This is a genomic window from Mycobacterium sp. SMC-16 (assembly GCF_046250085.1).
In the GTDB taxonomy this organism is placed as follows: Bacteria; Actinomycetota; Actinomycetes; order Mycobacteriales; family Mycobacteriaceae; genus Mycobacterium; species Mycobacterium phocaicum.
The window spans coordinates 831,082-847,444 of the sequence record NZ_CP176427.1; the positions used below are offsets into that span (position 1 = coordinate 831,082).

15 protein-coding genes are annotated in these 16,363 nt (G+C 64.9%); 3 read left to right on the forward strand and 12 right to left on the reverse strand.

What is annotated here, in order from left to right:
• Window positions 1-3 precede the first annotated feature (3 nt).
• Both ACJEIK_RS04015 and ACJEIK_RS04020 read right to left on the reverse strand, forming a co-directional pair.
• On the reverse strand, window positions 4-702 hold the full coding sequence (locus tag ACJEIK_RS04015; protein WP_060999404.1) for a hypothetical protein: 699 nt from the start codon (window positions 700-702) through the stop codon (window positions 4-6).
• Window positions 703-735: 33 nt separating this feature from the next.
• Window positions 736-1,821 carry a M23 family metallopeptidase gene (locus ACJEIK_RS04020; RefSeq protein WP_110767709.1) on the reverse strand — a complete coding sequence of 362 codons (1,086 nt, stop codon included), beginning with the start codon at window positions 1,819-1,821 and terminating at the stop codon, window positions 736-738.
• A gap of 269 nt (window positions 1,822-2,090) precedes the next feature.
• Between ACJEIK_RS04020 and sucC the strand changes: the two genes are divergently transcribed.
• Window positions 2,091-3,254, forward strand: coding sequence for an ADP-forming succinate--CoA ligase subunit beta (gene sucC / locus ACJEIK_RS04025; RefSeq protein ID WP_060999384.1), 1,164 nt, complete (start codon window positions 2,091-2,093; stop codon window positions 3,252-3,254).
• A gap of 15 nt (window positions 3,255-3,269) precedes the next feature.
• Complete coding sequence (sucD, locus tag ACJEIK_RS04030; RefSeq protein WP_135356951.1) at window positions 3,270-4,172, forward strand: succinate--CoA ligase subunit alpha; 903 nt, start codon at window positions 3,270-3,272, stop codon at window positions 4,170-4,172.
• A gap of 67 nt (window positions 4,173-4,239) precedes the next feature.
• Here sucD and ACJEIK_RS04035 read toward each other — a convergent pair whose 3' ends face one another.
• The 10 genes from ACJEIK_RS04035 to ACJEIK_RS04080 form a co-directional block, all read right to left on the reverse strand.
• Complete coding sequence (locus ACJEIK_RS04035) at window positions 4,240-6,108, reverse strand: alpha/beta fold hydrolase (protein ID WP_409431092.1); 1,869 nt, start codon at window positions 6,106-6,108, stop codon at window positions 4,240-4,242.
• A gap of 69 nt (window positions 6,109-6,177) precedes the next feature.
• Window positions 6,178-6,792 (reverse strand): TetR/AcrR family transcriptional regulator, encoded by a 615-nt coding sequence (locus ACJEIK_RS04040; protein WP_409431093.1) that lies wholly within the window; start codon window positions 6,790-6,792, stop codon window positions 6,178-6,180.
• Window positions 6,793-6,897: 105 nt separating this feature from the next.
• Window positions 6,898-7,983 carry a MarR family transcriptional regulator gene (locus ACJEIK_RS04045; RefSeq protein ID WP_267324749.1) on the reverse strand — a complete coding sequence of 362 codons (1,086 nt, stop codon included), beginning with the start codon at window positions 7,981-7,983 and terminating at the stop codon, window positions 6,898-6,900.
• 3 nt (window positions 7,984-7,986) lie between these two features.
• Window positions 7,987-9,099, reverse strand: coding sequence for an ATP-binding protein (locus ACJEIK_RS04050; RefSeq protein ID WP_133426649.1), 1,113 nt, complete (start codon window positions 9,097-9,099; stop codon window positions 7,987-7,989).
• A gap of 84 nt (window positions 9,100-9,183) precedes the next feature.
• Window positions 9,184-9,576, reverse strand: a complete 393-nt coding sequence (locus ACJEIK_RS04055; protein WP_409431094.1) for a hypothetical protein — start codon at window positions 9,574-9,576, stop codon at window positions 9,184-9,186.
• 179 nt (window positions 9,577-9,755) lie between these two features.
• Window positions 9,756-10,253: a hypothetical protein gene (locus ACJEIK_RS04060; protein WP_409431095.1), complete on the reverse strand. Its 498-nt coding sequence runs from the start codon at window positions 10,251-10,253 to the stop codon at window positions 9,756-9,758.
• Window positions 10,254-10,271: 18 nt separating this feature from the next.
• Complete coding sequence (locus tag ACJEIK_RS04065; RefSeq protein ID WP_409431096.1) at window positions 10,272-10,718, reverse strand: hypothetical protein; 447 nt, start codon at window positions 10,716-10,718, stop codon at window positions 10,272-10,274.
• A gap of 273 nt (window positions 10,719-10,991) precedes the next feature.
• Complete coding sequence (gene istB, locus ACJEIK_RS04070) at window positions 10,992-11,747, reverse strand: IS21-like element helper ATPase IstB (protein ID WP_074360265.1); 756 nt, start codon at window positions 11,745-11,747, stop codon at window positions 10,992-10,994.
• A gap of 54 nt (window positions 11,748-11,801) precedes the next feature.
• Window positions 11,802-13,346 (reverse strand): IS21 family transposase, encoded by a 1,545-nt coding sequence (gene istA, locus ACJEIK_RS04075; RefSeq protein ID WP_109558051.1) that lies wholly within the window; start codon window positions 13,344-13,346, stop codon window positions 11,802-11,804.
• Window positions 13,347-13,480: 134 nt separating this feature from the next.
• Window positions 13,481-14,392, reverse strand: coding sequence for a WXG100 family type VII secretion target (locus ACJEIK_RS04080; protein ID WP_409431097.1), 912 nt, complete (start codon window positions 14,390-14,392; stop codon window positions 13,481-13,483).
• Window positions 14,393-14,820: 428 nt separating this feature from the next.
• Between ACJEIK_RS04080 and ACJEIK_RS04085 the strand changes: the two genes are divergently transcribed.
• Window positions 14,821-16,350, forward strand: coding sequence for an acetyl-CoA acetyltransferase (locus ACJEIK_RS04085; protein WP_409431098.1), 1,530 nt, complete (start codon window positions 14,821-14,823; stop codon window positions 16,348-16,350).
• Window positions 16,351-16,363 lie beyond the last annotated feature (13 nt).

Here is a 16,363-nt window from a genome sequence, read left to right on the forward strand (position 1 = left end):
GCGTCAGATTTTGGTGCACCAGCGTCCGGTAACGGGCAGCATCGCGAGCACCATGCTCGTGATGGGCAGCACCGGGATGCCGTAGACGATCGGCGGCAGTTGCGCCCCCGCCACGAACAAACTGGCGAAGATCACCAGTGTCACCAGGGCGCCGACCACCACCAGCATCCGGCCGGTGCGATGACGCAGTAGCACCGCGATCTGGCCGCCGATGGTCGCGCCGGCGGACACCGCGGCGAGGAAACCGATGGCGACACAGAACAGCGGATCGGTGCGCCACCACCCGGCGATCAGTGAGGTGGCGATGACCGCGGTGGCCCAGCCGCTCAAGATGCAGGCCGTTGCGGTGGCGCAGGCGGCAAATGGGCCGGGTGGCGGCTTCGGTGCCGGCGTCGGAGCGGATGCGGGACCGGGAGCCGCTGCCGGAGTGGGGGTCGAGGCCGGGATGAACGTGGTCGCGGGCGCATCTTCGGCCGCGATGAGGCCGGTGGCCGGCTCGGCGGGGATGAGGCCGGTTGCGGGTTCGATGACACTCGTTTGAGGAGCGTCGACGATGGGAATAGAACCAGTGGGAGTGCGGCGGATGATGCTGGTTGGCGGTGCGTCGGCGACGGGGATCGCGGCCGTCGGAGTGCGACGGATCAGCCCCGTCCTGGGTTCGTCGTCAGATTGGCGCGCGAACGTCTGGGTGGGGTCGGACAACGGCCCGTCGGCGTTGTTGTCGTCCGTCACGGATCAGCCGACGTAATTACCCGGGCTCAGGCCACGCTGTGCCAGCCACGGCACGGGGTCGATGCGCTGGCTGCCGCCCATGAGCACCTCGAAGTGGCAGTGCGGGCCGGTCGAGTTGCCGCGGTTGCCGATGGTGGCGATCTGGTCGCCGGCGAAGACCCGCTGGCCGACCGAGACGACCCAGGTGTTGACGTGGCCATACAGCGTGACGGTCCCGTCCGAGTGGCGGACCTTGACCCACGCGCCGTAACCCGCGGTCGGGCCTGCGGCGACGACGACGCCGTCGGACACGGCGACGATCGGGGTGCCGATCGGGCCGGCGATGTCGATGCCGCCGTGCAGCGCGCCCCAGCGGTAACCGAAGCCAGAGGTGAACACGCCCTTGGTCGGCATCACGAACAGCGGGCGGGCCAGCCGGGCTTCGCGCTCGGCGCGCTCCTGCGCGAACGCTGCGCCGTTGGCGAGCTCCTGGGCGTGCACCGCGCCGGACGAGGCGGCGGGCTCGACGTTGACGATCTGGATGCCATCAGATGATCCGTCCGCCCGGACAACCTGGTCTGCGGCCAGCTTCGTGCTGGTCGGCTGGTCGGCGCTGGTCATCATCGAGTACCCGGCGGCGGCGGTGGCGCCGACGGCCATCGCGGCGGCGACCAGGCGGCCCTTCACGCCATTGACGGGCTCAGGCTTGCGGTGGGTGCCGCGGCTCGCGCGCAGATCGATGATGTCGGTGTCGTCGAGACCGTTGCTGGTATCGGTGTGGCTGTCGCGATAGGCGCTCGCGGAGAGCCGTCGGGCGCCCTCGGGCTGCTGGAATTCGGCCGGGACGGTCAGCGTCAGAGGCGTCTCGTCGTCGGTGTCGTTCAGATCATCGAGTTCAGGGGCGGCGTTGACGCGGGAATCGCGGTCGAAGGCGCTCTCGGACAGGTCCAGATCGTGCAGGTCGCCGAACTCGTTGAACGGGATGATGTCGGTCACTTCGGCAGGGCTCACAGCGCGGGAAAGCTTGACGGTGGTGCGGGTAGCGTTCTCGGTGATGCCGGCGTCCGTCGCCTCTCCGAGGGGAGTGCCAGACGAATCGTGCTCAGTCAACCGAAAATTCCTTTGCTCCGTGACCGTACCGTTACCGAGACCGCCCATGACGGTACTGAAAATCAGAACCGATTGGCAACCTATAGGTGTCATTGGCCGGGAACTGTGATTTGCCTCACTGGTTGCTCTCAGGTGAGATGTACCACATGGGTAGTAGGCGGTGCTGGCTACTCATTAGTACGTGGCTAAAGTGCCGAGCGAGCCAGTGCGGCCCAATGCTGAAGTGAATTCAACCGTCAACGCAGACAGAACGGGATTTCTCAGAGCTCATGGATCTCTTCGAGTACCAGGCGAAAGAGCTGTTCGCCAAGCACAACGTCCCTACTACACCGGGCCGGGTCACCGAGTCCGCCGATGACGCCAAGGCGATCGCCGAGGAGATCGGCAAGCCCGTCATGATCAAGGCACAGGTCAAGGTCGGCGGCCGCGGCAAGGCGGGTGGCGTGAAGTACGCCGCCACCCCGGAGGACGCCCTCACCCACGCGCAGAACATCCTCGGTCTGGACATCAAGGGCCACATCGTCAAGAAGCTGCTCGTCGCCGAAGCCAGCGACATCGCGGAGGAGTACTACATCTCCTTCCTGCTCGATCGCGCCAACCGCACTTACCTGGCCATGTGCTCGGTTGAGGGTGGCATGGAGATCGAAGAGGTCGCCGCCACCAAGCCGGAGCGTCTCGCCAAGGTTCCCGTCGACGCCGTCAAGGGTGTTGACCTGGCCTTCGCCCGTGAGATCGCCGAGAAGGGCCACCTGCCCGCCGAGGTGCTCGACGCCGCGGCCGTGACCATCCAGAAGCTGTGGGAGGTCTTCGTCGCCGAGGACGCCACCCTGGTCGAGGTCAACCCGCTGGTTCGCACCCCCGACGACCAGATCCTCGCCCTCGACGGCAAGGTCACCCTGGACGCCAACGCCGACTTCCGTCAGCCCGGCCACGCCGAGTTCGAGGACAAGGAAGCCACCGACCCGCTCGAGCTCAAGGCCAAGGAGCACGACCTCAACTACGTCAAGCTCGACGGCGCCGTCGGCATCATCGGTAACGGTGCCGGTCTGGTCATGTCGACGCTGGACGTTGTCGCGTACGCCGGCGAGAACCACGGCGGCGTGAAGCCCGCCAACTTCCTGGACATCGGTGGTGGCGCCTCGGCCGAGGTCATGGCCGCCGGTCTGGACGTCATCCTGGGCGACAGTCAGGTCAAGAGCGTCTTCGTGAACGTCTTCGGTGGCATCACCGCGTGCGACGCCGTCGCCAACGGCATCGTCAAGGCGCTGGAAATGCTGGGCGACGAGGCCAACAAGCCGCTGGTCGTCCGCCTCGACGGCAACAACGTCGAAGAGGGCCGCCGCATTCTGGCCGAGGCCAACCACCCGCTGGTGATCCAGGCCGAGACCATGGACTCCGGTGCCGACAAAGCCGCCGAGCTGGCGAACAAGTAAGGGAGCCAACAACTTATGTCTATCTTCCTGAACAAGGATTCCAAGGTCATCGTCCAGGGCATCACCGGCGGTGAGGGCACCAAGCACACCAAGCTGATGCTGAAGGCCGGCACCCAGGTTGTCGGTGGCGTCAACGCGCGCAAGGCTGGCACCAAGGTCTCGCATGTGGACAAGGACGGCAACCCCGTAGAGCTGCCCGTGTTCGCCACGGTGGCCGAGGCCATGAAGGAGACCGGCGCCGACGTGTCGATCGCCTTCGTCCCGCCGGCGTTCTCGAAGGACGCCATCATCGAGGCCATCGACGCCGAGATCCCGCTGCTGGTCGTCATCACCGAGGGCATCCCGGTGCAGGACAGCGCCTACGCGTGGGCCTACAACGTCGAGAAGGGTCAGAAGACCCGCATCATCGGCCCCAACTGCCCGGGCATCATCACCCCCGGTGAGGCGCTGGTCGGCATCACGCCGAACAACATCACCGGCAAGGGCCCGATCGGTCTGGTCTCCAAGTCCGGCACCCTGACCTACCAGATGATGTACGAGCTGCGTGACTTCGGCTTCTCGACCGCCATCGGCATCGGCGGCGACCCGGTCATCGGCACCACCCACATCGACGCCATCGAGGCGTTCGAGAAGGACCCGGAGACCAAGGTCATCGTGATGATCGGCGAGATCGGTGGCGACGCCGAAGAGCGTGCCGCCGACTACATCAAGGCCAACGTCACCAAGCCGGTCGTCGGCTACGTCGCGGGCTTCACCGCTCCGGAGGGCAAGACCATGGGCCACGCCGGCGCCATCGTCTCGGGCTCGTCGGGCACCGCCGCCGCCAAGCAGGAAGCCCTCGAGGCTGCCGGTGTGAAGGTCGGCAAGACCCCGTCGGCCACCGCTGCGCTGGCTCGCGAGATCCTGCAGTCGCTGTAATTTCGTTCTGCGCAACAGGCCCCCACCGTTTGGTGGGGGCCTGTTGTGTTCTGCGGCGAACGTGCAGTCAGACCCGACCGCCGAGATGCTGGGCGAGGAAGCGCTCGACGGCGTGGTTCATGTCGATCTGGTTGTCGGGGTTGACGAATCCGTGGCCTTCGTCGGCCTTGACCATGTACTCGACCTCGACTCCGCGGGCGCGCAGTGCCTCGACGAGGTTGTCTGATTCTGCTTGCACGACGCGAGAGTCGTTGGCGCCCTGGATAACTAACAGTGGTGTGCGGATCTGATCCACCTTGGTGATGGGAGAGCGGGCCAGCATGTCACTTTCCTGTGCGGGGTCACGGGGGTCGCCCACGTACTTGTGCCAGTTGGTCGCAAGAAACGGTCGGGCCACATTGGGCAGGGTGCGCATGAAGTTCGCGAGACTCGAGATCCCGACGTAGTCGATGGCCGCCGCGAACACGTCCGGGGTGAACGTCACGCCGACCAGCGCGGCATAACCACCGTACGAGCCGCCGTAGATCGCGACCTTGTCCCGATCCGCGTAGCCCTGCTTGACAGCCCAGTCCACGGCGTCGATCAGGTCGTCGTGCATCTTGCCCGCGAATTCCCCGATCGCGGCCTTGGTGAAGGCCTTGCCGTAGCCCGTCGAGCCGCGAAAGTTCACCTGCAGCACCGCATATCCGCGATTGGCCAGCAGCTGCACATCGGGTTGGAAGCCCCGGCAGTCACGCGCCCACGGACCGCCGTGGACCAGTAGGACCAACGGTAGATCACGGGGTTCGATCCCGACCGGCAGCGTCAGGTACGCATGCAGATCCAGCCCGTCGCGCGACGTGATGGTCACCGGTGTCATCGGGGCGAGCTTTTCGGGATCCAGACGCGCGTAGGGCCGGAACAACAGCCGGCTTTCGCCGGTCGAGTGGTCGTAGAGATAGGTGGCCCATGGATCGCGGTCATGGGTGAAGCTGACCACCCACCGCTGCCCACGGTCGTCGGCCGACACGCTGGCGAGGTCGCCGTCCGAGAGTTTGACCAGATTGTCCAGTACCGCAGCGAAATTCGAGTCCAGCGGGTGGATGACCTGGCGTTCGCCGTAGTAGCGCACGCCGATCAGCTCACCGGTCCGCGGGCAGAGGATGAACGGTGACGGAAGGACCATCTGGTTGCCCACATCGAATGTCGGGTGGCTGTCGATTTCGGTCTCGGTACCGGCGGCCACGTCGACCACGACCAGTCGAGACCGGTCGCTGTTCTCATAAGACGGGAGCCAGATGCCCTTGCCGTCCGGCGTGACGGTGACCGGGAAGATGCCCAGGGGGTAGTCGCTGCCGTCGTAGACCTTGACCGGACGCAGGCTGCGCGTTGCCGGGTCCCAATAGGAGATTTCGACGTCGCCTTCCGCGGTCAGCGTGTTGGTGAACAGGTCACCGCTCGGCCCGCTCAGCCAGGTGACGACATTGCCTGGATTTTCCGCGCGAAGCGTGAGTTCGCCTGTGGCGATGTCGAGTTCGTAGACATCGAACAGTTCGGGGTTGCGTTTGTTGATCTGGACGATGGCCTTTCCCGGCAGCCTCTTGGGCAGTTCGAAGCTCGCACGCGTCCCGGGAAACGGGGTCAGGTCGACTGCGGGGGTGTCCGGGTTCTCCAGGTCGACGCGGTAGACATGCCAGTTCTCGTCACCGCCCGAGTCCTGCATGTAGAGCATCCATCGTGGATTGTCGGTCCACCGGTAGATGTACACACTGCGCGTTTCGTCGGCCGTGACGCACCGTGCGGTCGCGTCGTCGTCGACGTCCTGCACCCAGACGTTCAGGCGGTTCTGCCACGGTGCGAGGTACGCGATCCTGGTTCCGTCCGGCGAGATCGTCGCCGCCGTGCGCTCGGGTGCGCTGAAAAGGTCTTCGACCGAGATGAGTTCGGGTAGCGCCATGGGAAATCCTTTCTTGGACAAGCTTGTTCGCCGGGCCGGCGTCGCCGGCTCGTGAGAGATATGGAATTTTCAGTGTTTGACGGGGCCGCCCAGCCTGCCGTTCGTGGCCTCGCGAATCGCCCGGTCCATGAGGGTCAGCGCCTCCTCCTGGTTGACCTGCTTGCCGTCGACGATGATTGCCCTACTCACGTCTTCGTCGACGACGCGGAAGGCGCCGGTGACTGCGGCCGCGCATAGGCGGACGGTCAGGTCGTCTTCGGGTAAGCCCAGGCGGTCGGCGATGACCGGGATGAGTCCCCGTTCCATGCGGTCGTGGACCATCAGGTACGCGGTGCGTAGGGCGGGGTCGGATTCCGTCATGGTCGCGAGCCGGATCGCGCTGAGCTCGTCCTCGATGTCCTGCGGTGACAGCGGATGCGCAATGGCATCTGCCGCAAGGTGTTCCGACAACGACAGTTCGTGCGGCCAGCGCCGGGCGCTCGCCAGGAACCGGTCTGCCGACTTGGCGAGCAGCGGTTCGACGCAACTCTCCTTACTGCGGAAATAGCGCCAGATGGTGCGGGTGGACAGCCCTGCGGCCGCGGCGATGTCGTCACCGCTGGTGCCGGCGACGCCTCGTTCCCAGAACAGGGCACAGGCAATGCGTGACACCGCAATTCGCGCCTGTTCCTGCTTGTCGTTCATCGCCCTCCCTCCTGTCACTTAGTGACAGCTCAACTGTGTCACTAAGTGACAGCCTCGTCAAGGAGTCGCTTCGTATCCGCTCAACGGAGGGGGCGTACTGCGGCGTCACCGTTGGCGGCGCTCGCGGTAGTGCAAGTAGTTCCGGAGTAGCGGGTCGCTGAGGTCGTACCACGTGGCGCGACGGTCGCCCGAGTCCGCTTTCCCGGGGTGCACCCAGCCGCCGGTCGTGAGGCGGCCCAGGGCCGCCGACGCCGACTGATTCGAAATGCCCACGGCGGCAGCAAGATCGGTGACAGTTCGGGCGCCGTCGGCACGGGCCAGTTCGACGATGAGGCGCTGTTCACCGGCGGGCAGCTGCCAGAGGAGTTGCTGGTAGTGGGGTGTGAGCTGTTCCAGTACCGCGTCGGCAGCGGGTGTGACGCCTTCCAGGGCGGCCCGGTCGGCGGTGTCCGCGATGATCTGCCAAACCCGCGGCGACCAGCCGACGAGCTGGGCGACGGCGTCGATGTGGGCCAGACCCTCGGAAGTCTGGACGTACGAAGCCAATTCGTGGTCGCGGGCATGCTGCTTGAGAAGCTCAGCGATGTCAGCGTCGGCGAGGTCGGGGAGTTCCTCGATGATGAACGACCCGTACCACGGGTGGGTGCGAGAGGAGACGGCCGGGAACAACGCCGGCGCCGTGGCGAAAACCAATACCGCGGTGGATGTTTCGACCCAGGCGCGGAAACTGCCTTGCCCTGCTTCGCCGATCGCATCGAAAATCCTGTCGGCGTTCTCGATCGCGACCAGCACCATGCGGCCCGCGGCCAAGTCGAGGATCTCTCGTTCCAGCTCCAGCGCGTCGCCGCGAAGTTCCTTGGCTCGTTCGTGTGTGTCCGGTCCCTGCGTGCGCAGCAGTTCGACGAGCAGGTCCGGGTAGCTGCCGATGGCCAGGGCGTCCTCTGGAAGTGCCAGCAGCAGTGTGGCTTTCGCGGCCTTGCGCTGTTTCAGAGCCCGGTGGATCGCCACCTGAAGGGTGTGCGTCTTGCCGGCGCCGCGCGGCGCGACGAGCAAGGTGTGCGGACGCGAACCGTCCTGTGCCGAGCTGACGATGCGGTCCGCCAGCCGCTTGAGAAGTGGCGCGCGGCCGACGGTGCGGGCGTCGAGTTCGGCGGCGTCGACGGTGCTGGGGGAGAAGGCGGGGTGCGTCATGGCCTACCGCCTCATGGCTCGCCATGCGGACTGCACCAGGCCCGAGGCGAAGCAGTCGTCATCTCCGACGCGGCGCAGGTAGTGGTCCTGTTCGAGGCGCTCGATGAAGGACACCAGCTCGTCGCGGTCGGTGATGGGGGAGCCCTCGGTCTTCAGGAACTGAAGTGTTGCGTTGACGCTCAACGGGGTTGGGGCATGGGCGTAGATGTCGAGTAGCCCGGCGATGGCGGGGGCGTCGTCGCCGTAGTAGTTGCGCAGGCGGTCGCGGTAGTGCCGCAGATCCCAGGGGTCATGCGGATCGGTGATGGCGGCGGCCAGCAGCTCCGCGATACGGTCCGGCTTGACGGACCCTTCACGTGCCGCACCCGCGACCAGATGCTGGATGTAGTACGGCACGTTCTCTGCCGCCGCCGCAATGGATTCCGCGACCTGATGCCGGTCCGTGGTCGGGACGTTCACGCCGAGCAGCAGGCACTCGGCCAGGTACGTGGCGTGGTCGTGACGGATCGGGCCGACCGTGACCTTGCGGATGTCGTTGACCGAACTGAGCGCGTCCTCCGAAACATGGTGGAAGCCAATGGAACCGGACAGGACAGTGGCCAGCCGTCCGGAGTGCTCCTGCCGGAAGCGGCGCAGCAGGTGCAGGAACGCGTCTCCGCCGCCGGGCTTTTCGCGTTCGAGGTTCCGGGCGAGCACGGTGACCTCGTCGATGAACAGCACCAATGGACCGTCCTTGGTGCGGGCGACGGCGCGCTGCAGCAGATCGTCGAGAGCGGCGTCGGCGCGGACCCGCTCGAACTTGAACGGCCCGGTGCCCACCGCGACCTTCCAGCGGTCGACCTCCTGGCGAAGGGCGTTGTCGACGCGGCCGAGCTCGGCGGCGAGAGCCGTGACGAACTCGGCGTAGGTCTGCCGCTCCGCACTGACCGAGACGACGGTCAGGCCCTGCAGGCGGGCGGTGTGCGCGACGAGTCGGGCCAGGGACGTCTTGCCGTGCCGGCGATCGCCGACCAGGGCAGCGCCACCGTCGGGCAGGCTGGCCAGGATTTCCTGCTGCTCGCGTACCCGGCCCACCACGTTCTCGGGCGGGACGACGCCGCCGACCACGAGGGACATGGGTCTGATGGGCCAGTTCATGACGGCAATTGTACGTCGAATTAGATGTACGTCTAGATAGTTGTACGTTGAAATTGTCGTGGATCAGAAGGTCCAGCTGCCGGTGGGTGAGATGACGAAACCATGGTGTTGGCTGGTTACGCAGGCAATGTAGTGGTCGTCACCGACAGCGCAGCCCGTCTCGCCGACCGTGAGCTTCATGCCCGCGGGTAGAAGGCGGTAGCCCTTCTCTTCTGTGTACGTGCCCAGCGAGGACGTGAACTTGAATGCGCCGTCAGATGATTCTGCGACGGTGAACACCGTCGGTCGATCCTTGAGCTTGGGGTTGAGAGCATCAGCGGGAAATCCCGGCATCGATCGTCCGTGACACTCGATCAGTCCCATGACGCCGCTGTAGATGTAGGCAAAGCAGCCGATTTCACCTGGCGTCTGAAAGAGGACGTAGGTGTCCTCATGCCAGTTCTTGGCGGAGTACAACGCGAGATCGGCTGGCGCGAAAGTGGCGAAGTCTGGGAAGACTCCTCTTGGTGGCGGCGGGTGCGGGGGACCGCCGGGCGGTGCGGTGGGTGGAGCTTCGGGAACCGGCTGACCTGGCGACGAGACGTCACATGCGCTGACGATTGACGCCGCCAACGCCAGCGCTGTCAGCCGGCGCATCAGAACGTCCAGCTGCCCGAGGGCTGGAGGACGAAGCCGTGGTTGTGCCAGCTGTCGATGCAGGCGGTCAGTCGGTCCTGCCCGACAACACAGGTAGTGCCTCGCGCCTCGAAGGTCAACTTGTATCCGGGGTTCAGTACAGCGTCGGTGGCTGGAACACATTGCTGGTCGGACCGATTGAATCTGAATGGTGTTGAAGGGTCGTCTTGCATGACCGAACTGCATGCACTTGTTTCGGCGGGCGCGAGCCCAGGCAGGTTGCCGTAACAGGTCTTGGTAGCGCCGATCATGCAGTTCACACCATCCGCCGTCCGGAAGAACATGTAGCCGTTGGCCCATTTGTCTGGGCGGGAGAATTGATTTGGCGTAGGTGACTCGGCGAAGGCGCTCAAATCGGGGAATTGTTGCGGCTGCGCGAATGCCTGCGGCGGGGCCAGCGTGGTTGCAGCGAGGCACCCGGCGAAGAGCAGTGGTGCCACGTTTCTCTGAAAATTCACAGCCTGTAACTCCATCGGCTAGTGCTGGACTGTCACGGATGTTCGGTATGTCTGCGGGTTGTACGGCATGTCTTTTTGTTTGGTGGGGTCCCAATCTTTTGGCGCTTCCCACGTGCTGACTCGAACGTCGACGGTTTCGCGGCCGGTGACCGGGTCGTACGTAGTGTCTACAACGGTTGGGCCATATGGCGGAGCCCCGCCCGGCCAATTCTGTTGTGGTCCAGGCGGAAATAGAGCCGTAGGTTTGGCAGTCAGCAAGCCTTCAGGTGTTGCCGCCGTGATCGCGCTCATAGGTTGTTGGTTGCCATTGGGGACGACGTTGTCTGAGCCCAGCAGCATGAAGCCCCCGCCTTTGAGTGCAACGAGCTGGTTTTCTCGATCACCTGGCAAGCCAGGGATCACACCGGCTGGATGAAGCGTATTCATCCAACCATCGGGGTTCGCCGGGTCGATTGGGTCGGACACCCACAGCATCCTCGTCCGATCGCCGCGGTCGGGGCCAGTGTTTCCGACGATCACCATCCTGTTTGTCGTCTTGTCGTATGCGCCGCTGGCCTGTGAAATTCCCGGTAGAACCCCGATGCTCTTCGCCGGGTTCGCTAGATCAACGACCGTGGTGTCCTTTGTGGCGTAGTTGGGGTTTGGTGTCGTCGGTCACGTAATTCCCCAGGGGTTGCTGTCACGTAATTCCCCAGGTGTGGGCCTCGTGTTGGTCTTACCGGTCGGGGCGGGCGTTGTCTAGGTGGTGGTGCGGCCGGGTCGTTTCCGGGGTCGGTAGCTGGGTCCGTCCATGAGGACTTGGTGGCTGGTGTTGATCAGTCGGTCGAGTAGGGATTCGGCCACGACGGGGTTGGGGAACAGCGGGTACCAGTCTTTGGGGGCGCGGTTGCTGGTCAGGATGAGGGGTTTGCCAGCGATGGCCCGGTCGGAGACCAGATCGTAGAGATCGTCGGATTGGGTGGTGGTGTGCTCACGCATCGCGAAGTCATCGACGATCAGTACCAGGGGCCGGGTGTACTCGCGCATGCGCTGGCCGATGGTGCGGTCGGCGTGTCCGCCGGCAAGGTCGGCGAGCATGCGGGCGCATTTGACGAAGCGGATGTCCCCGCCGCGGCGGGCTACGTGATGTCCGAGTGCTTGTGCCACATGGGTTTTGCCGACGCCGACGGGGCCGTAGAGGATGACTGATTCGCCGGCGTCGAGCCAGCGCAGGGCGGCCAGGTCGCGCAGCATCGCGGCGGGCAGTTTCGGGTTGGCGGTGAAGTCGAAGTCTTCGAAGGTGGCCTGTTCTTCGAACTTGGCGCGGCGCAATCGCCGTGTGAGAGCGGCGGATTCGCGGCGGGCGATCTCGTCTTGACAGAGGGCTTGCAGGAATTCGAGGTGGCCGAGGCCGCCGTCGCGGGTTTGGGCGAGCCGGGCATCGAGGGTGTCGAGCATGCCGGACAGTTTCAGGGTGCGCAGCGCGGTGCGTAGCGCCGGATCACAGATAGACATGGTGGGCTTCCTTTGAAGGTTGATTATGTTGCAGCAGTGTGGAATTGGTGACGATCAGGCGATGATGCCGGTATCGGTGCCGAACTGGTCGGGGCCACGCAGAAACGCCCCCGCCGCGCCGGTGCTGGCGGGCGGTTCGTCGCCGGCGTGTTCGGTGCCGGCGGCCAGGATGCCTTTGATGGTGCGGTAGGACGGGTCACCGACGGCGATGGCGCGGGCGCACGCGGCCTCCAACCGGTCGCAGCCGTGTTTGTCGCGCAGCCCGAGCACTCCTTGCGCGGCGCGCAGATGGTGGATGGCGTTGTCGGCCATGAACGCGGCGATCACCGCGACGCAGGCCGGGCCGACCAGTTCGGCGGTGCGCCGGCACCAGGTCGGGGTTTTCATCGCGAACGCGACCTTCTCCGGCGGGTAATGGGCGAAGTCGGTCGAGCGCCCCGATGGGCGGCGCACGTGGATGGCCACCACCGCATCGGCGTGAAAGACCTGTACCACGTCGCCGGCGGTGCGGGCATGCAGGCGTTGCCCGATCAGCCGCCACGGCACCGAGTACAACGCCTTGCCGACCTTGAGGTGCGCGTCGGTGCCGACGGTGCCGATCGACCAGGTGGACAGTTCAAATACTCTGGGCGGCAACCCGATCAACGCGCTGGCTTCGATCGCTTCAAACACCCGCAACGGCGGCGCGCCCTCCAGTGCCCGACACGACCTCGCCCCGGCCACCTCGATGCTCCAGCGCTGGGCGTCGGTTTGCATCGCGGGCAGCCCGTCGAACTGGCGGCCGCGCCAGAACGAATCCCGGATGTATTGCATGGGCCGTTCGACGCGGGGTTTGTCTTTGGGTTTGAACGCCCGCGCCGGGTCGATCAGGGTGCCGTAGTGGGTGGCCAGCTCGGCATAGGCGCGGTTGATCTTCGGGTCATACAGGTCGGGTTTGTCCACCCCGGTCTTGAGGTTGTCACACACCAACCGGGCCGGGACCCCGCCGAAGAACTCGAACGCCGCGACATGGCAAGCGCACCAGGTGGTTTGGTCCATCCGGATCACCGGGCGCACGAACAGGTGCCGCGAACACGCCAACACCATCACGAACGCCCACACCGCCACCCGGCGGCCCACCGCGGGATCGAACCACATGCCCAGGCGACCGTAGTCGATCTGCGCTTCACTGCCCGGCTCGACCGGCCCGCGCGGCACGGTCACCTTCGCTCGTGCCACCTCTTCCGCGAAATGTGTTGCGATCCAACGCCGAACCGAGGACTCCGACACCGCTACCGCATGCTCGTCCCGCAACCGCTGAGCGATCGTGGCGATCGTGACATCGGCATCGAGCCAGGTCTTGATCTGGTCCCGGTGCGGTTCGATCAGCGGCCAGGTCAGCGCCCGCGCCGCAGGATCGGACAGTTCCGGGAACCACCCGCCGATCAGCTCCGACCACTGTGGCGCGGTCAGCGGCTCCGTACCCGGGCCGATACCCGCCGCGACCGCCGGAGCCAAATATTTGCGGACGGTCTTGCGGTCAATGCCCAGCGACTCCGATAACTGGACCTGCGAACGGCCCGCGTGCCAGTGGGTGAACAACTCGACCAAATCGAGCATCACGATACTTCTCCTCGCCATCAGCGCCCTTCCATCCACCATCAGATGGATGCAGAGCGAACCGGTAAACGAGGCCCACACCAGGCAGACACACCGCCCAGGGTGGGGAATTACGTGACAGCCAGGGTGGGGAATTACGTGACGGACAACCCCTCAAACCTGGGGAAATACGTGACCGCTGACATTGGATCGCCGTTGGGCAAGTGGTAAGGCACCTTGCTGTACAACGCGTACTGCTTACCGTCCGGGCCGACGATTGTTCCGGTCGGCAAAGGCCTTGTGTCGTCAGGCATGTCCAGTGGGTTCCGTTTGCCATCGATCGTCGGATAGCCCAGACGGCGGTCTCCACTGATGGTGATATCGCTTCCGGGCAACGTCACGTTGAGATCGCCGCGGTTGCCCTTGCCGCCATCTGCTGTTGGATTCGGGTCGAACTTGTCAGGCTCGGGAGTGAGCGGCCCGGCTGGGCCTGTGATAGTTGGCTCTTTAGGCGCGCCGCCCGGCGCAGGCGCTCCGTTTCCAGGCTGATCCGTCTTGAATTCGCGCAGACTGGTCGCGATCGGTTTCAGTTGACTCGCGATCTGTTCATCGGCGGCCGCCAGGCTCAACGCCTTGCCTCGGATGTCCGCTTCGATAGCTGCGCGTGTGAGGTCTCGCACCAGGAGCAGTGGGCCGACTAGGACTTTCGGCATGCGGTCGGTGACACGGAGATTGTCGCTTACCGAAAAGAACTGGCGCTCTGCGTTGGATATCGCTTCGACGGCGGTGCGCTTCAAACCGGCCAGGAGATCCGCGCCGTTCTTGGCAATGCCGGCAGCCTTGCGGAGCATTTCCATAGCGGTCCGCACGCGGACGATGTCACTGAACATTCGGTCGTGGGCGCTGTCGGCGGCACTACCGTGCCACGTGGGTTCGGCAACTGCCTGTTGGGCGCGGCCGTAGATGTCCTCGACCGTGTGAGCTTGTCGAGTCCATGCGTCAGCCGCGCTCGCCAAGTGGTCTGATTTCCAATTCTCGACTTTGGTGCGCGTCGGCATCTCCACCATGTGTGGTGCGCTATCTGTCCATGTGCATCGTTGTCAGCACACGCTGTCCGCCATCGGAGTCCGTCGCGGAGTAGGACTTGGCAGCTTGCGCTAGTTTGTCGCCGAATGCCTTGAGATCACCTGCACAGACTCCGGCTACGTGATCAGCCGCGGCGGTTACGGCTGCTGCGGCTGCACCGCTGGCTTGGTTGTCAGCGGCCGGAAGCCCGCGGACGACTGCGCTATTTGTCAGGTCGCTGCTCAAGCTGGACAACTTGCGGGCTGCTGACTCCAGTTCAGCGGTGTCGACACGCAGGTTGGGTCCAGTCATCACTCAACCGTACTTCGCTCCGCGGGTACCTCCTGACGCAAATGTGCAGCTACCCGTAATGCAGGTTCGCATCCCAATCGGTTAGCCTGTCGAATTAACAGGTTTCTGGAGGTTTGTAATGGGTGTTGATCCGCGTACGCCGGTGATCGTGGGTGTCGGTCAGTTCACCGAACGCCTTGAAGACCCTGATTACCGCGGGATGTCCTCAGTAGATCTCGCGGCGGCCGCCGCGCAGGCGGCGCTGCAGGACACCGGAGCCGACGTCACGGCAGTTGCCGCGGCGATCGACACCGTCGCGGGCACCCGGCAGTTCGAGATCTCCGGCCACGTGCCGGCACCGCTCGGCAAGTCGAACAACTACCCGCGCTCCGTGGCGCAACGCATCGGCGCTGACCCGGCCCGCGCGGTGCTCGAAGTCATCGGCGGGCAGAGCCCTCAGCACCTGATCACCGAATTCGCCGGCGAGATCGTGGCAGGCAACGCCGACGTCGTGATGATCATGGGGTCGGAAAACACGTCCAGTATCCGGTACTTCAAGGGCCGGGACGACAAGCCCGATCACTCGGAGAACATCGACGGCCAGCTCGAAGACCGTGGCTACGGATACGACGGCATCTTCGACGAGTACACCGTCCGGCACGGGCTGATCGGTGCGCCCGTGCAGTACGGCCTGCTGGAGAACGCCCGTCGTGCGCGCCTCGGGCATTCTGTTCAGGACTACCGGCAGGCGATGGGGGAGCTGTTCGCCCCGATGTCGAAAGTCGCTGCCAAGAACCCTTATTCGTCGGCGCCGGTGGAACGTACCGTCGACGAGTTGGTGACTGTCACCGACAAGAACCGGATGATCTGTGACCCCTACCCGCGGCTCATGGTGGCTCGTGACCAGGTGAACATGGGAGCGGCCGCCGTGCTCATGTCGGTGGAGTCCGCACGCAAACTTGGCGTGCCGGAATCCAAGTGGGTCTACCTGCGTGGGCATGCGGATATGAAGGAGCAGAAGCTCCTCGGCCGTCCCGACGTCGGTGCCAGCCCGGCCTCGGTGCTGGCCGTGCGGGAAGCGTTGCGGGTAGCCGGAATTGGGATCGACGACATCTCGGCATTCGACCTCTACAGCTGCTTCCCGTTCCCGGTCTTCAACATCTGCGACGGCGTCGGTTTGGACGCCGATGATCCGCGAGGCCTGACGCTGACCGGCGGCCTGCCGTACTTCGGCGGCCCGGGAAACAACTACTCGCTGCACGGCATCGCTGAAGCTGTCACCCGAATGCGGGAAACCCCAGGCGAATTCGCGTTGGTCGGCGCAAACGGCGGCATCGCCAGCAAGTTTTCGGTCGGCATCTATTCGACCCAACCCGCCGATTGGGTCGCCGATAACAGTGCCGAACTGTACGCGGAGGTCGCGTCGTGGCCCACCGTTGCGGTGGTTGAACATGCGAACGGACCCGCGACCATCGAGACCTACACCGTCCGGTACGACTGGACTCCCAACGTCGGCATCATCATCGGCCGCCTCGACGCCGACGGGGGCCGGTTCCTGGCCACCACGACCGACGCCGATCTGATGGCGCTACTGTGCGACGGCGAACCGCTCGGCGCGAACATCGTTGTCACCTCAACCGACGAGGGTAATCGGGCAGTGCTGGCCTGATCTGGGTCGTCGA

Bases quoted from the DNA above. Each gene is read 5' to 3' on its own strand.
- istB (WP_074360265.1), bottom strand. From the start codon at position 11,747: ATGTCTATCTGTGATCCGGCGCTACGCACCGCGCTGCGCACCCTGAAA.
- sucC (WP_060999384.1), top strand. From the start codon at position 2,091: ATGGATCTCTTCGAGTACCAGGCGAAAGAGCTGTTCGCCAAGCACAAC.
- ACJEIK_RS04045 (WP_267324749.1), bottom strand. From the start codon at position 7,983: ATGACGCACCCCGCCTTCTCCCCCAGCACCGTCGACGCCGCCGAACTC.
- ACJEIK_RS04035 (WP_409431092.1), bottom strand. From the start codon at position 6,108: ATGGCGCTACCCGAACTCATCTCGGTCGAAGACCTTTTCAGCGCACCC.
- ACJEIK_RS04050 (WP_133426649.1), bottom strand. From the start codon at position 9,099: ATGTCCCTCGTGGTCGGCGGCGTCGTCCCGCCCGAGAACGTGGTGGGC.
- sucD (WP_135356951.1), top strand. From the start codon at position 3,270: ATGTCTATCTTCCTGAACAAGGATTCCAAGGTCATCGTCCAGGGCATC.
- ACJEIK_RS04080 (WP_409431097.1), bottom strand. From the start codon at position 14,392: ATGGTGGAGATGCCGACGCGCACCAAAGTCGAGAATTGGAAATCAGAC.
- ACJEIK_RS04040 (WP_409431093.1), bottom strand. From the start codon at position 6,792: ATGAACGACAAGCAGGAACAGGCGCGAATTGCGGTGTCACGCATTGCC.
- istA (WP_109558051.1), bottom strand. From the start codon at position 13,346: ATGCTCGATTTGGTCGAGTTGTTCACCCACTGGCACGCGGGCCGTTCG.
- ACJEIK_RS04085 (WP_409431098.1), top strand. From the start codon at position 14,821: ATGGGTGTTGATCCGCGTACGCCGGTGATCGTGGGTGTCGGTCAGTTC.